Origin of the sequence: Paenibacillus sp. PK1-4R (assembly GCF_030369595.1) — a bacterium.
In the GTDB taxonomy this organism is placed as follows: domain Bacteria; phylum Bacillota; class Bacilli; order Paenibacillales; family Paenibacillaceae; genus Paenibacillus.
On sequence record NZ_CP126535.1, the window covers coordinates 321008 to 336076 of the forward strand.

Sequence of the window (15069 nt, forward strand, 5' to 3'; positions counted from 1 at the left end):
GGTTTTTGCTTTTATAAGTATCAGGTTGTTGTGGACGATTACAGAAAGGAGTGGATGACAAGATGTCAGAACGTATTGTGAAACCCGTGGTCAACCCGGAGGGAGACGGTACACTTATAGACGTAACACCGGAGTCGGCGGGTTGGGAATATGTTGGCTTTCAGGTAGCGAAGTTGGCAGAAGGGGAGACGCTAACCCGTGAGAGCGGTGATCAGGAACTCTGTGTGGTGCTTCTCAGTGGTTTCGCCAATGTAAGTACCCGGGAGCACACATGGGATAATATCGGAAAAAGAATGAGTGTTTTCGAGAAAATTCCGCCGTATTCAGTCTACGTCTCAACTTCCGATCAAGTACAGATCACAGCACGTACCGAACTGGAAATCGCTATATGTGTTGCACCCGGTAAAGGCACGTACCCGGCTCGTCTCATTGCACCCGAAGATGTAGGGGTAGAGGCAAGAGGGTATGGTAATCTGGAACGCCAGATTCACAACATTTTGCCGGAACAGAAGGAAGCAGACAGTTTGCTTGTTGTTGAGGTATTCACACCAGATGGGCATTGGTCCAGTTACCCGCCACATAAGCATGATCGGGACGCACTCCCTGACGAATCTTTGCTGGAAGAAACGTATTATTTCCGTGTGCAGCCTGAGCAGGGGTTTGCCATTCAGCGCATATACACGGATGATCGCTCTGTGGATGAGACGCTAGCAGTGAAGAACGGAGAAGTGGTGCTTGTTCCGGACGGATATCATCCGGTAGGTGCTCCTCCGGGGTATGAGGTCTACTATCTGAACGTGATGGCTGGACCAACCCGGACCTGGAAATTCCATAACGACCCTGACCATGAGTGGTTGATGAAAAAGTAAAACAGTTCATGCTACGCACATTTTGCTCGCTTCAAGTTGCGTATGCAGACTTCCCCCTGCATAATGAGAAGAAGAGAACAATTATCTATGTATATTATATATAGCACAAATGGGGAAAAACAATGAAAGCAACCATATACGATATAGCACGCGAGGCGGGTGTATCCATTGCAACCGTCTCGCAGGTCATTAATGGCAAAGGCAAGATCAGTGAGAAGCGGCGCGCCGAGATTATGGAGATCATGGAACGCCTTCACTATCAACCCAGCGCGATCGCAGCTGCACTTACAGGTAAGCAGACGTATACATTGGGGCTGCTCGTACCGGACATCTCGAACCCGTATTTCGCAGAACTGGCGAGAGCGGTCGAGGATCGAAGTCGTCAATTGGGTTACAGCGTGGTCATCTGCAGTACGGATAATAAGGACGAGCGGGTAGAGCGTTATCTAAATCTGCTTCAGCAAAAAAGGGTCGATGGCATGATGATCGGAACCGGGATCGATAATGCCGAAATTTTGTCACCCCTCTTGCAACAGTCGATACCTGTTGCTCTGATTGCTCGTCATATGCCATCGCTGTCGGTACATACGGTCACTATTGACGACATACTCGGCGGAGCACTCGCAGCGGAGCATCTGCTTGAACTTGGGCACACCCGTGTAGCGGTATTGTCGGAACCGTCCAAAGTCAGCAGCAGTCAGGAACGTGTACGCGGATTCCGTGAAACCCTGATTAAGGCAGGTCATACACTGGAACCGACTCAGATCCGAGAATCCGCAGCTGACCTGAGCTCGGCCAAAAAAGAGGCGTTACTGCTGCTCGGTGAGAACGATCATCCCACAGGCTTATTCTGCTGTAATGACATTCAGGCCATTGGTGCACTTCAGGCAGCCAAAGAGCTGGGGCTACGCGTGCCAGAGGATGTGTCGATTATCGGGTTTGATAATACGATTCTGGCTTCGGTAACGAGTCCGCCACTTACGACCGTTGCCCAGCCAATTGAAGAACTGGGACATCGCGCTGTAGATCTGTTGATTGAAGAGTTAAAGGATGAACAAAAAGAGCCACAGAAGATTGTGCTGAAGCCTGAGCTGGTTATCCGAGAATCAGCAGGCCGTGTATTGGGCTGAAAACAATTAGGTTTCTGATGTAACCTGACCAGTTGTGAGTCCAAGCCTACATGTGCCATATTCATGGCTAGGGATAAGGGTTATCGTCTTGCCTCATTCTGAATAGGTAATAAAACAATAAATATAATAAAGTAACAAACAAGCCGCGTTTACCCTATGGGGGGACGCGGCTTGTTCATTTAAATCTTCCATTTTTAGTGTAGCCCAAAACGTCATCGTAATTGAGGGACCAGAGATAAGAAATGACATTGGAACAGAAGAAGTGAGATGTTATACTGGAATATATCAATAATTACCAATTTATATGTTTTGTGTAGGTATAGAGAGGGGATTGGGATGAGTAGACGAATCAAGATGATTATGGGTATCGTCACGATTATTGTTGTTGTAGCTATTGCAGTGCGTATGTATACCTCTGGTCAATATGCTATGTATATCCCTAGCAAACATACGACGTTTCGAGCAGAGGTCACAGATCATATGACGATGCTGGATACATTGGATCGACTGACGATTAGGAAAATTTCCGACAATGAACCGTATAATGAAGATGATGAAATAACGATTACAGATCCCAAAGAGATTAGAGACATGCTGAAGCTATTAAAGGATGTTGAACTTAAAAGAGTACGGGAATTCGACGTTTCCGAAAGGAATCCGCAGTACTATGAGTGGCGACTTACCATTAATAAAGAAGGTCGCTTTACCGATGGATTCGGACTAACGTTTTATAATGAAGATTCCATCTCCATCTACAATGAGGCAAAAACGAGAGACCAACTTGAGGACTACGAGATTACCGATGGGTTTAATCTGAATGAAATGGACCGCCTTTTTGAAAAGCTGAAGGAGGAGAAAACATGACCAAGACTGACTACCTTGTACGCCCTATTGAAGAACAGGATATCCCCTTTCTATGGGAGATGTTATACGCATCCCTGCATAGAAGAGAAGGTGATGCACCTCTTCCAATCGAAAGTATTCATACTCCCGGACTGTCCAAATACGTTGAAGAATGGGGAAGAGAAGGGGACTTCGGGTATGTTGCAGTTGACCAGCAAGGCAAGAGACTAGGTTCAATAACGTTAAGATTCTATACGGACCAAAATGCGGGATACGGTTATGTGAATGCAGCTACGCCAGAGATGGGGATGGCTGTAACGGAAGATGCGCGTGGAAAAGGAGTAGGTACCTTACTGCTTCAGACCGCATTAGATGAGGTCGAACGGCGGGAAATTGCAGCAGTCTCGCTCAGTGTTGACCCGGATAACCAAGCGATTCGCTTATATAAGCGGTTAGGGTTCGTGGAGGAGTGCCTAAATGGTACATCGGTAACGATGGTACGTGTAAGTAAACTTGAATCTTAAATGATGAGCGGTCGGATCACTGGCAAAACGGAGTAAGCCACGTGAAACTGCAAAAAGAAAAAGGCGCTTCCTCATGGGGAACGCCTCTTTCTTTTTGCCAGGAACAGCATCGGTAGCTCTCTTTTATACTTACGCCGTATCACTTCAATATTATTTCAACAAAAATGCCAAAGCCTCGTCATACGTTTCCCATTGGAATTCAGTCTGGTGCGCCGATTCTTTGGAAATCCGATTCAATTGCATTTTGGCGATCGCACCACCTACGGCTACACTGGCTCGCTTCATACCCCACTGTGTCAGTAATTTCTGATGCTCCACAATTTTTTCTTTTGTATCCTGGGGGAATGCCTTCATATTTCTCATGTCCACGAGCACATCAAACGAATTTCCCAATTGTTCCGCTATTCTCTGGATTTCTGTATTCGCTTGTTCGACATGTTCAGGAGAAACAATACCTTCCCAGATAATTTCAATAATAGGTTTAGTTGAATCCAAACGTCTAACAGACATGTAGGCAACTCCTCGATAATAAAATAATATGTAATATATGAGACTATAAGCCTATTAATTATACCTTTTTATAGCGAGAATGAAAACTGAATTCACAATATAGTGGTTCTTATGGACTGCTTTTTCCTAGTGAAGTTAAATTCAGGGATTGTTATCATATCGTCAATTGGAAGGAAGTTGAATGGCTAAAAAGCCGCCCAGAGTATGAACTCCAGACGGCTTCTACAACTGTGACACGATAAAGTTAAGATAACTACGTAAGTTAGAATCCAATCTTCAAACTGTTACCTTCCGTTGCTACACCTTTGGAAAGGGAAATGCTCAGCTTTTGTTCTGCCGAGAAACCAAGTGTTTCCCCATCATGCAGTGTGACGTCGTTTTCAACCACATACGTTGTGGTCATAAACATCATCTCAAATACATCGCTTAAGGATTCCGACGATTGCATAATCTCCATCTCTTCTTTACCAAAGTTACGTAGTCCGTAAGTGTAAGCTGAGGCACCTTCGGCATTTTGGAATAATCCGATGAAAATCCAGAGCGAGACTGGCAACTCATCATGTTTGATCCCACGGCTGGTTTCGACATATTGACTGGCTTCAACAACAAGTGGGGCCATGTATATGGCCAGCGCGTGATCCAACTGTAATAAGGCACTCGCTGTTTGAGTGAACAGAACATGTCCCTCAATAGCATTTGTTGCGTTCAGAACAGAGACAATAATCTGAGACTGGTGCCGTGAGGTAACTTGCTCCGCTTCTCGCCAAAGGATGTTTAACTTGGCATTCTCCTCAACTTCACGGTCGGGTACAGGCGCCGCAATGTGAGCACATACCACCTGCATCCCATTCACTTCGAAAAAGAGATTGCCCTCCTCCGGGCGTTCTTCAATCTCGATATCCCATTCGTTCTTCATGTTCCTGATGAAGAGGTCAAAATCACAATCGTCATGCTCCAGCAGGACAAAACCCACGATGGTTTCACTGTAATTCGTCGATTCGACAGCACCACCTGCAGGTACCTTCTCCTTTTTGCGCCGCCGAAGCTTGTCAAACAATCCCATGACATGTTCTCCTCCCGATCCCAGATTGATTCTGGTCATTGTACACTGCTATCTATTCACTACCTTACCATAAAGGAGTTAAACATGAATCGCAGCAATGCACCTATCGACAGGAAATTAGAGGAACAGGACCAGCAACAATGCAATGATCGCAGGCAATCCTTGTTTGATAATGATCGACCGTGAAGAAGTCGCTCCTCCATAGAGAGCCGCGATAATCACACACGCCAGGAAGAAAATCTGAATATGCTGTCCAACGGCAGCATCCGGATATACAAGTCCCCAGATCAGACCTGCCGCAAGAAATCCATTGTAAAGACCTTGATTGGCCGCGAGAGATTTGGTGGATTTGGCGAATTCCGGCGTAAGATTAAAGGTTTTCATTGTGCGTGGACGAGTCCACATAAACATCTCCATCACCATAATATAGAAGTGTTCGACAGCTACAAGAGCTACAAAAATGATACTAATCAAAGGAAACACCTTGCTTTCTGATATGTAATTTATTTACTTGTCCATCCTAGTATAAATGTTTGCAACAAGAACGGAAAGAGCAAATTTAATTTGTAACAATTTAATTGTGTATTATTAAAATTATTTATCGTTTTCCAGTTGAGTTATGATGTTGAAATTAAAAAATGGTTACAAAGGTAAGCATACGCCGATTGTCGACAATCCATTCATTGGGTAATAATGAACAATAAAGAAGTGATATTGCTCAGGAAAGGGAGGAGATTACTATGGGAACGGTTCAATTCGTCTTGTTGGCTGATGATCCATCCACATTTGTGACCCGAGTTGTACCTTTTATCGACATTGAGCTTGCAGGAATTCCGGGTGACCGTCATTATGGTCTGCTTCGTCCGGCGGACTCGCGTCAGAAAATCTACAAGCGTGGTACACCGATTGCGAATCGCCGCCAAATCAGTATTGTTTCCGAGGAAGAATGTGCTCTTATTGCTGAGAAAATGAACATTCCTGAAGTGCGTCCAGAGTGGCTTGGTGCCAATATACTGGTCCGTGGCATTGATCGATTGACGGAACTGCCTGCTGGAACGCGGCTCCTATTTCCGAACGGGACAGGGTTAATATGCGAAGGGGAGAACCTTCCCTGTGTACATCCGGGGAAAATGATTGAACAATTCTACGAACAGGACGGTTTGCGGAAAAAATTCGTGCCTGCGGCTCGCAAAAAACGTGGGATTGTATGCTCGGTTGAACGGGAGGGTGTAATCCATACGGGGGATACCATAGAAGTCATTCGCCTGTCCTGATTTTCAGGACAGGTTTCTAATTGATCAGCCCTCGGCGCTCACCATTCGGATGTTTAGAGTGTAAGTACTCCTCTGGTGTACTGCCAATAATGGACTTGAAATCTCGGATGAAATGGGATTGATCATGATATCCAAGATCCTGAGATAGCTTAATCAGGTCACAGTGAAGACCGTGGTCCATCCATTCTGCAGCATTTTGCAGACGATACAACTTGATTACGGTTTTGGGTCCGATGCCCACATACTGATTGAACAGGCGTTGAAGCTTTCGGGTATGCATATTCCAATAGGAAGATAGATCATCTACTCTCAGCATCTCCCGGTTCTGTTCAATCTGTTGCACAATATCGTTTACCATTCTCGCTTGATCATCTTCAGCAGGAAGGTGTGCACATAATAGCTGGTCGATGTAACTGGTTTTATCCGCATCATCTCCCGCCCCAAGAAGCCGGTCTTCCAAGGATTCCCCTGTGACGTCAAGAATATTGGATACATTCATCGGCTGTCCGTACAATGAAGAGACAGGAACCCGGAGGAAAGGATAAAACCCTCCTGGTCTGAACTTCACGCCAAATACACGACCTTTTCCGCTCACAAGATAGGAGAATTTACGTCCCGATGGTCCGAAGAAAAACGTATTATTCCGTTCCACAACCAGATTGACACAGGGGTTAGGCACGACATGTTGGGGATACGGTTCAAGTCCAGTCAGATCCCACGATACGATCCAGTAATGTTTAACAAAAGGGCGAAGTGCTTCGGATGGAGCATGGCGTGTCAGTTGATATTTATGATCACCTTTATTCAGATCCAGCAGGCCCATACTTGGTCTGTCTCCTTGTTCTACCTGTTTCATTCGAGTCATCCCTCCTGCTCATCTCACATTATTTAGGTTCTCTGAACAACAATGCCCGCACAGCAAAACGGGGTAAAATGAGTTGCCTGCGCCATCTCGAAGGTTGACTGAAGAGGCGATAGAGCCATTCCAGATTAAGCTTCTGCCATATCGCAGGGGCACGTTTGGTTTTGCCTGCCACGATATCGAGACTGCCTCCAACACCTATGGCTACACGAGCGTTCAACTGGTGGCGATACTTGTTAATCCAGTGTTCCGCATGGGGTGCGCCAAGAGCCACGATAAGAAAGTCTGGTTGAGCAGTACAAATCTCTTCCACAATCTGTTGTTCCTCATCTACCTGGAAATAACCATGGTGTCTGCCTTTTACAACAACTCCCGGATAACGTTGCGCAATAACTTTCACGGCCTGTTCACTTACGCTTTCCTCTGCTCCCAGCATGTAGAATGACCAGTGTTTTTGATCGCCTTCCTCTAATAAACGAAACAGCAGATCACAACCCGTTACCCGTTCAGTTAATTGTCCGCCCCGAAAACGGGATACCATCACAATGCCGGCACCGTCAGCCGTGACCAACCCGGCTTGATCGACGACTTTGCGAAGAGAGGCATTCTTTTGACAGGACATAACAATCTCGGGGTTACCTGTGATGACATGGAATAGTTCATTGCTTTCCTGACCTACGACTTCACCAAGGATTGCAACAGTTTGATTCATCGTTACATTGGGAAAAGGGATGCCCATAATATTCGTTGATTGGCTCATATCTCAATTCCTTTCAAATTTCGTCCTATCACCTTGAACAGTCCTGTTATTTCATTCCAGTTTAGTATATCTGATCTTCTAGGAAAGCACTATATGGGCGCAACCCGTTTGGATCATGGTATAACATTCCCGAAAATATAAAGAGCTTATATTTTACCTGATGTCGCGTTTTTACAATACGGCCTTTGGGGTATAACGATAGGATAGGAGTGCGAGGTTGGCAGATCGCTTATCCAATACATAAAGGGAGTGAGTCCATGGAACTGAAATATGAATTCTATATCAACGCAGGACTGGAAGAGGTGTGGAATGCTTTAATATCACCAGACGGCACACGGAACAGCTTTTTCGGCAGCGAACTTCGTACCAATTTCCAACCAGGTCAGCCGTTTGCTTATGTAGGGCCGGGCAATGATGGTGCAGAGACTGTCCATGTGTATGGAGATATATTGGAATTTGAACCGTTGTCCAGACTTAGTTACCAGGAGCATCCCGGACCGTCATACCATGCCAATCATGCCGAGCTTCAATCCAGAGTGGTCTTCCAGTTGGAGACTGTGGGGGAGTGTACGAAGCTGACACTGATTAATGATCAATTTACAGATAACCATCCTTCCATTGCGAATGCACAGAGTAGCTGGTGGATGATTCTAAGCAGCATCAAAACTTGGGTGGAGACTGGGAAAACACTGAATTTTGGATGGTAGCTGGTAAGAGGCAGTCATTTAGATTTATTTTCATAAAAAATAAAGGCATTTAATATAAGAACCAGTGCTGATTCAGCGCTGGTTCTTGTTTTTATGCAAAATTAAAACCATTGCTCTACATTTAATGTCTGATAATGTCGAAATATATATCATATGAGCTAAGAGGAGAAATGAGCATGTTTCGTAAACGTACTGAATCGACCAAACACCTTCGTACAGATGCGCATCAGAATTTACTGGAGTATAGTCGTAAACTGGTAGCAAATACAGAAAAGGGCGACTATGACGCATGGATCGAAGATGGCATTGAGTTTCAGGATACCGATGAAATAGCTAGTAATATCAAAAAAGCAGTACATATGATGAAAGCACAAAACGAAGCCGTGGAAATGCGCCTTAGAATGCTGAATCAGGCAATGAATGTGGGATTATGGGAATCTGAAATTGTTGCTGGTGATCCACTGGATAACAATAATATCGTTTCATTTTCGAATGAATTCCGCCAAATGTTAGGATTCCATAATGCCAAGGATTATCCCGATTCATTTGCAAGCTGGGCCAAATCGATATATCCGGATGATAGACCCCAACTGGTGCAGGAGATTATGAAACATGTGAATGACACAAGAGCAACAACTGCCTATAACGTCATCAGCCGTATGATTACAAAAAGTGGAGAGATTCGCTGGTTCCGATGCCTTGGACAAGTCATCCGAAATCAGGCTGGAGTTCCGGTCAAACTTTTGGGCATCATGTTTGATATTCATGAGGAGAAGAGCAAGTCTGATGAGCTGGAAGCACTCGTCACCCGATATGATCTGGTTAACCGCGCCTTGGTGGAGGCACCGTGGGATATGACCGTTGTGGCTGGAGATGTGGTTAATCCAAATAACGAATTTTGGTGGTCACCCCAGTTCCGTAGAGAATTAGGGTTTAAAGACGAGCAGGATTTCCCGAATGTGTTCAGCAGCTGGAGCAGCCGACTTCATCCGGAAGACCATGATCGGACGATCAACGAATTTGCCAGACATATGAACGATTACAGTGGTCGTACACCGTACGATCTGGATTATCGTTTGCAGCGCAAAGATGGGGAGTACCGTTGGTATCACGCGGGTGGGGAGACCATTAGGGATCAGGATGGAGTACCGCTCCGTGTAGCTGGAACCATTCGGGATGTCACCCATGAGAAGAATAAGGAACAGATCGTGGAAGCCATGAATCTGAAAACAAAACAATTGTCGGAGTCCATTGGCGAGATGGTACGTGGAATCAACTCAATTACTGATCAGGCACAGGATCTGGTTACTGCTCAGGAGTTATCTGCCGATGCAGCTATTCAAGTGAAAAGCAGTGCAGATGATACGAAGAATATCACGGTGTTTATTCGAGAGATTGCCAGTCAGACCAATCTGCTGGGGTTGAATGCAGCAATTGAAGCTGCACGAGCGGGAGAGCTGGGACTGGGATTTGGCGTAGTTGCAGGTGAAGTGCGGAAACTGGCTGATCACAGTTCGGAGGCCACAGTAAATATCGAAGATAGCATGCAGAAGATGAAAACACTGATTGATCAGATTCTTGAACATATCGGTAATATGTCCACGTTAACGCAAAATCAGGCTGCCCTGACACAGCAGGTGAATGCTTCAATGGATGAGATCAACACCATGTCACAGGATCTGGTTGATTACTCGCGGAATCTATAATCTCGAATTCGTTTGTTGTAACATCACGATCATTGGCACACAGCATCAACAAAAAATCCACCGGGATGCATTTCTGCTCTCGGTGGATTTTTGTATTTCTATATATAACTAAGATGTATAGCTTCAGTTACAGCTATTGAATTAAACTTGTTGAACTTTGATCAGGTTTGTATTACCGGATTGACCGATTGGAACACCAGCGGACAATACAATGATGTCACCTTTTTCAATGTAACCTGTTTTGATTGCGTTACGCGTAGCAGACTCGAACATTTCATCCGTAGTGGTTACTTTGTCGCCCATAACCGGAATGACACCGGAGAGCAGGCAGATTTTCGCCAATACTTCTTCATGTTGTGTAACTGCGATGATTGGCGCTTTTGGACGATATTTGGAGATCATGCGTGCTGTGAATCCACTCTCAGTCGAAGTGATGATTGCTTTTGCATTCAGTACGAGGGAAGAACTTACAGCGCCCTGACTGATAACTTCAGTAATATCAGCGATTTGTTGAGCCGATTTTTGTGCGAATTGCTCTTTGTAATCGATCATTGTTTCAGCACGGCGAGCAACAGCAGCCATCGTACGTACGGATTGTACCGGATATTTACCAGCAGCTGATTCACCGGACAACATCACAACGTCAGCACCTTGAAGTACAGCGTTTGCCACGTCACTAACTTCGGAACGAGTAGGGCGTGGGTTCACTTGCATGGACTCCAGCATGTGTGTAGCTACGATAACCGGTTTACCAGCGCGGTTACATTTATCGATCATTTCTTTTTGCATCATCGGCACGTCTTCGATGGGTACTTCAACCCCGAGATCTCCACGAGCTACCATGATACCGTCAGATGCTTCAATAATATCGTCCAGGTTCGTCATACCTTCCTGGTTTTCAATTTTGGAGATGATCTGTACGTGGTCTACACCGCGCTCTTTCAAAATGCTGCGAATTTCACGGATGTCATCGCCTTTACGAACAAAGGATGCTGCGATAATTTCGATATCGTTTTCGATCCCAAATCCGATGTGCATAACGTCACGCTCGGTTACACCTGGCAATGTCGTTTTGATTCCTGGCAAGTTAACCCCTTTGCGTGGTTTCAGAATGCCGCCACTGATAATTTTACAATGGATATCGGATCCTTCCACAGACAGTACAGTCAGATCCACAAGGCCATCATCGATGAGGATACGATCGCCAGGTTTCACAACGAGGTTCAGTTCTGGATAGTTTACCGAGATACGCTCAGCGTCACCAAGAATTTCTTCGGTAGTCAGGATCAGCTCTTTACCCGCTTGCAGATGGCAGGATGCTTCTTTCAGTTTACCGATACGTACTTCCGGCCCTTTGATATCCATCATGATCGGTACATAGGTGTTCAGTTCGGAAGCTGCTTTACGGATATTGTTAATCCGTGTCACGTGATCTTCCAGTTCGCCATGAGCCATGTTCAGACGGGCAACGGTCATACCTTCCTGAATCATTACTTTTAACAATTCGATTGAGTCACAAGCAGGTCCCATGGTACAAATAATTTTTGTTTTTAACATGCTAATTTCCTCCTCATATTTAAGCTTATATGTGTATTGTAGCGTTTTCTGTCGAATCAGGGTATGAACTATAGTACAATGATTAGAGTATAGTCCGATAATGAGGTGTGTTATGGTCACTCCACTTGAAGTACGACATATTAATGGTGTCGGTTGGTACGAAAAAGCTGTACAATCTCAAGAAACTTGGCGGCTTAGCTTGGTTACTTATGGAAAATGTGTATATTGGGTGAACGGTGATAAACAGATCATGGAAAAGGGTGAATTGCTCCTCATTCCAGGTGGTACCCCATATTACGGCAAGAGTATTCCTACAGTAACGCACACACAGATTGTAATTCAACTGCAACGCGACCATACGGAAACTCTGCCTGCACTGGAACGGTATGAGGCTTTGCGGCATAAACCTGGATGTTACGAGCTGATCCATCAACGCATGAGCGCTATTTATCAACAATGGCAGGAGCGTCCGTCTTATTATGTCATGATGAGCCAAGCCTTATTGATGGAAGTGTTGATTTATATGAACAGGGAGCTTGATCGTGGAGTTATCCCGCCGGAGAGGCATAATCATGTTGAACGGATGAAGCGGTATATTGAGCGGCATTATCGGGAGAAAGTAACGAAGGAAGAACTCGGGGATGAGATCAATAAAACTCCCAATTATGCTGCTGCATTATTCAAAAGCATGACAAATCAGACCATCAGTCAATATGTCCATGATCAACGGATGAAACGAGCCATATATTTGCTCACTGAGTCACAACTCTCCATCCAGGAAATTGCCGAATTTCTCGGCTACCGGGATCTGTCTTATTTTTACCGCATATTCAAACGTATAACCGGAAGTCCACCGTCTGACCTTCTTCATGAACGGCCACCTATAGCATGAAACGCGTAGTCCAACCCAAATAAAGTTCTTCTATATAAGTAGGTTTAATTAAATGAGTACAAAAAAAGAGGGCCTATGCCCTCTTTTGCTGTATAACAGGATCATCATCCCACCTGTTACATATATAAATGTCATTATACATGACTGCTTGGATTAGAAGCTGTGAGTGGCTGCTTGCCTTTTTTTCGTGCCTGCCCAAGACGAAGAGCAAAGACATGTACAGTCCAATACGCGGCCTCAGCAAACAAAATGCCTCCTGCGATGTCCAGCAAGGAATGCTGTTTTACAAACACCGTCGAAGCAATAATCAACCACAGCCATACCGACCAAGAAATCCGTGCCCAAGGCTTAAAGTTCAAGTGTCTGTTGATCACAATAAACAGCAAGTAGCTGGTCAGAACGTGAACACTTGGGAAACAGTTGAAGGGCGCATCATTAGTATAGATAAACTGTACTAACACGCTGCTCAGATCGGTTCCGCCGACCTCCGGGCGCGGGACATGGGTAGGGAACACCGCAAAACAGACATTGGCAGCCATGACACCAACATTATAGGTAATCAACGTACGCCAGAATAGCGACTTGTTCGTCAGACCCAAATAGAGAAATCCAAGATACAGAATGGGCATCCAGCTAATGTACGGATAAATAAATTCTTTGAGAAAAGGAATCTGCGTGTCAATCCAAGCATAATTGTAAAATACATCACTTCCGGTGTTGCTGCCTAGAAATACGTAAATGGAGCCTTGGAGCGGTATGCACAGAATAGCCAGTAAATGCCCCCAGCGCTGAAAGAATGCTTTCATAGTATCCCCCTGATTTCATTATGCATTGTGAAGCTATCGTTAATTGGTACTTCATAGATATATGACGTTGAAAAGTCGCGACACCCCTGCAGCATTGAACTCTTGTAATACTATAATGGACAGATAAAGGTATAAGCCATACCTGATTTTAGGGGAAAAGAAGTCAAGATAAGTCTCTTTTTTGTTACTTTTATAGTTTTATCCATAATAGGGATATTCAATATACGGATGATGTGATACAACTATATTGGCATATAAATTCATATGACAACGAAAAAAAGCAAATGAAACGAGGTAGGGAAATGTATGATTAATCCGCAATCCAAGCCAAAACATTCCTTTTCCGAGCGCAAACCTGTGCTCACCGTTGTAATTATTGAGCTGCTTCTCCTGTTAGCCGTATTTGCAGCAGGGGCCATTGCAACGATAAAACAACTGGACTACACTTCCCCTGTACTCATTTCCTTTACACCCATCGCAATTGTTCTGATGACCTATCTGACGTTAAGGCGCAAATGGGGAGAGACTGGATTCCGATCTTTACGAAGTATCCCAGCTGGCCACGCAAAGTATTATATTCCACTACTCCTTGTACTGGGTACACTTGCCCTGAAAGGATTTGAGGAGCTGAGCTTGTCACGGCTAGCCTTTTTCATCTTTTTTACCTTGCTCGTAGCTTTTGTTGAGGAAACGATCTATCGTGGGCTTATTTTCAAGACCTTGCTTCAAAAAAGTGCAGTGGCCGCAGTTGTGACCTCAAGCATATTGTTTTCGATTACACATCTGTTGAACGCATTGTCTGGTCAGGATATGACGGATACGATCATGCAATTGATCTATGCGCTGCTCCTGGGAGCTGTACTGGCGTTATTGATGCTGAAGAACGGAAATATCATACCGCTTATATTGTTTCATTTCATACATAATCTGATTCAATTTTTAGGAAATGATCTGGAGGATACAGGTACACTTCCTTACGATCTGTTAATACTGGCAGTACTGATTGCTTACTGTGCATGGTTAGTGTGGAGCATTCGAACAAATTCGTCTATTCCATCCAAAGGGAGTGAGCAAGCGAATACGGTTGTTCATTAAGGCTATTGCGAGTATTGCTTGAAAGTAGTTATCATACAGTTTCCCGTCAGCTGTTTGATCATGGTATACTTCAGTCTGGCGGGAAGACAGATATGTTCATGATACGAGGTCTGCCTATCCGTACATTAAGTTTAGACAGTAGGTGATATAGTGGAGAAGACAGCACAAGGTGTAGCAGAATGGATGGTACAGGAGATTAAATTCACAGGAACACTTCATCAGGAAGCTGCCATAGAATATGTGAAGACCCATTTTGGGGAAGAGTTTGTTTTTGTGAACGAGAACGGCAATACGTCATTGTCCAAAGAAGTGAAGAAAGCTTTCCGAAAGCTTCATCGTGGGCAGATCGCCTGGGATCGGGATGCATTTATGTGGGCATGGACATAGTGTGTTAAACTGGAGTAAGATGATTCATTGGTTGTGTTGGATATGCATGTCAGAATATTATATAAAAATGTATAAGATGGATTA

Annotated in this window: 17 protein-coding genes; 10 read left to right on the top strand and 7 right to left on the bottom strand. The window is 44.6% G+C overall.

Going from position 1 to position 15069, the window contains the following annotated elements:
* Window positions 1-62 precede the first annotated feature (62 nt).
* The 4 genes from iolB (at window position 63) to QNO02_RS01510 (ending at window position 3366) form a co-directional block, all read left to right on the top strand.
* Window positions 63-869 (top strand): 5-deoxy-glucuronate isomerase, encoded by an 807-nt coding sequence (gene iolB / locus QNO02_RS01495; RefSeq protein ID WP_249913853.1) that lies wholly within the window; start codon window positions 63-65, stop codon window positions 867-869.
* A 122-nt stretch (window positions 870-991) separates the two neighbouring features.
* Entirely contained in the window at window positions 992-1999 is a 1008-nt protein-coding gene (locus QNO02_RS01500) for a LacI family DNA-binding transcriptional regulator (protein ID WP_091039288.1), read from the top strand.
* A 336-nt stretch (window positions 2000-2335) separates the two neighbouring features.
* Complete coding sequence (locus QNO02_RS01505; protein WP_091039286.1) at window positions 2336-2863, top strand: hypothetical protein; 528 nt, start codon at window positions 2336-2338, stop codon at window positions 2861-2863.
* On the top strand, window positions 2860-3366 hold the full coding sequence (locus QNO02_RS01510; protein ID WP_289390886.1) for a GNAT family N-acetyltransferase: 507 nt from the start codon (window positions 2860-2862) through the stop codon (window positions 3364-3366). Before QNO02_RS01505 ends, QNO02_RS01510 begins: the two co-directional genes overlap by 4 nt.
* 150 nt (window positions 3367-3516) lie before the next feature.
* On the opposite strand, the gene QNO02_RS01515 is transcribed toward QNO02_RS01510, so the two are convergent.
* The 3 genes from QNO02_RS01515 to QNO02_RS01525 all read right to left on the bottom strand — a co-directional run bounded on the left by QNO02_RS01515 (window position 3517) and on the right by QNO02_RS01525 (window position 5413).
* Window positions 3517-3876, bottom strand: coding sequence for a hypothetical protein (locus QNO02_RS01515; RefSeq protein ID WP_091039283.1), 360 nt, complete (start codon window positions 3874-3876; stop codon window positions 3517-3519).
* Between the two features lie 262 nt (window positions 3877-4138).
* Window positions 4139-4939 carry a DUF4261 domain-containing protein gene (locus tag QNO02_RS01520; RefSeq protein ID WP_289390887.1) on the bottom strand — a complete coding sequence of 267 codons (801 nt, stop codon included), beginning with the start codon at window positions 4937-4939 and terminating at the stop codon, window positions 4139-4141.
* Between the two features lie 117 nt (window positions 4940-5056).
* Window positions 5057-5413 (bottom strand): DUF1304 domain-containing protein, encoded by a 357-nt coding sequence (locus QNO02_RS01525; protein WP_036608019.1) that lies wholly within the window; start codon window positions 5411-5413, stop codon window positions 5057-5059.
* 266 nt (window positions 5414-5679) lie between these two features.
* Here QNO02_RS01525 and QNO02_RS01530 point away from each other — a divergent pair, with 266 nt between their 5' ends.
* Window positions 5680-6213: an MOSC domain-containing protein gene (locus QNO02_RS01530; protein WP_091039280.1), complete on the top strand. Its 534-nt coding sequence runs from the start codon at window positions 5680-5682 to the stop codon at window positions 6211-6213.
* A gap of 16 nt (window positions 6214-6229) precedes the next feature.
* On the opposite strand, the gene QNO02_RS01535 is transcribed toward QNO02_RS01530, so the two are convergent.
* Both QNO02_RS01535 and QNO02_RS01540 read right to left on the bottom strand, forming a co-directional pair.
* Window positions 6230-7069 (bottom strand): helix-turn-helix transcriptional regulator, encoded by an 840-nt coding sequence (locus QNO02_RS01535; RefSeq protein ID WP_133387568.1) that lies wholly within the window; start codon window positions 7067-7069, stop codon window positions 6230-6232.
* A gap of 28 nt (window positions 7070-7097) precedes the next feature.
* Window positions 7098-7835 carry a WecB/TagA/CpsF family glycosyltransferase gene (locus QNO02_RS01540; RefSeq protein ID WP_249913854.1) on the bottom strand — a complete coding sequence of 246 codons (738 nt, stop codon included), beginning with the start codon at window positions 7833-7835 and terminating at the stop codon, window positions 7098-7100.
* Between the two features lie 257 nt (window positions 7836-8092).
* On the opposite strand from QNO02_RS01540, the gene QNO02_RS01545 reads away from it, so the two are divergent.
* Complete coding sequence (locus QNO02_RS01545; RefSeq protein WP_017691129.1) at window positions 8093-8542, top strand: SRPBCC family protein; 450 nt, start codon at window positions 8093-8095, stop codon at window positions 8540-8542.
* Window positions 8543-8718: 176 nt separating this feature from the next.
* Window positions 8719-10248, top strand: coding sequence for a methyl-accepting chemotaxis protein (locus tag QNO02_RS01550; RefSeq protein ID WP_133387566.1), 1530 nt, complete (start codon window positions 8719-8721; stop codon window positions 10246-10248).
* A gap of 141 nt (window positions 10249-10389) precedes the next feature.
* Here the strand turns inward: QNO02_RS01550 and pyk are convergent, their stop codons facing one another.
* Window positions 10390-11805 carry a pyruvate kinase gene (gene pyk, locus QNO02_RS01555; RefSeq protein WP_062838171.1) on the bottom strand — a complete coding sequence of 472 codons (1416 nt, stop codon included), beginning with the start codon at window positions 11803-11805 and terminating at the stop codon, window positions 10390-10392.
* 112 nt (window positions 11806-11917) lie between these two features.
* On the opposite strand from pyk, the gene QNO02_RS01560 reads away from it, so the two are divergent.
* Window positions 11918-12697 carry a helix-turn-helix transcriptional regulator gene (locus QNO02_RS01560; protein WP_133387565.1) on the top strand — a complete coding sequence of 260 codons (780 nt, stop codon included), beginning with the start codon at window positions 11918-11920 and terminating at the stop codon, window positions 12695-12697.
* Window positions 12698-12831: 134 nt separating this feature from the next.
* On the opposite strand, the gene QNO02_RS01565 is transcribed toward QNO02_RS01560, so the two are convergent.
* Window positions 12832-13503 (bottom strand): phosphatase PAP2 family protein, encoded by a 672-nt coding sequence (locus tag QNO02_RS01565; protein WP_289390888.1) that lies wholly within the window; start codon window positions 13501-13503, stop codon window positions 12832-12834.
* A gap of 306 nt (window positions 13504-13809) precedes the next feature.
* Here QNO02_RS01565 and QNO02_RS01570 point away from each other — a divergent pair, with 306 nt between their 5' ends.
* Window positions 13810-14598, top strand: a complete 789-nt coding sequence (locus QNO02_RS01570; protein WP_091039270.1) for a CPBP family intramembrane glutamic endopeptidase — start codon at window positions 13810-13812, stop codon at window positions 14596-14598.
* Between the two features lie 150 nt (window positions 14599-14748).
* Complete coding sequence (locus QNO02_RS01575) at window positions 14749-14985, top strand: DUF6953 family protein (RefSeq protein WP_036607962.1); 237 nt, start codon at window positions 14749-14751, stop codon at window positions 14983-14985.
* Window positions 14986-15069 lie beyond the last annotated feature (84 nt).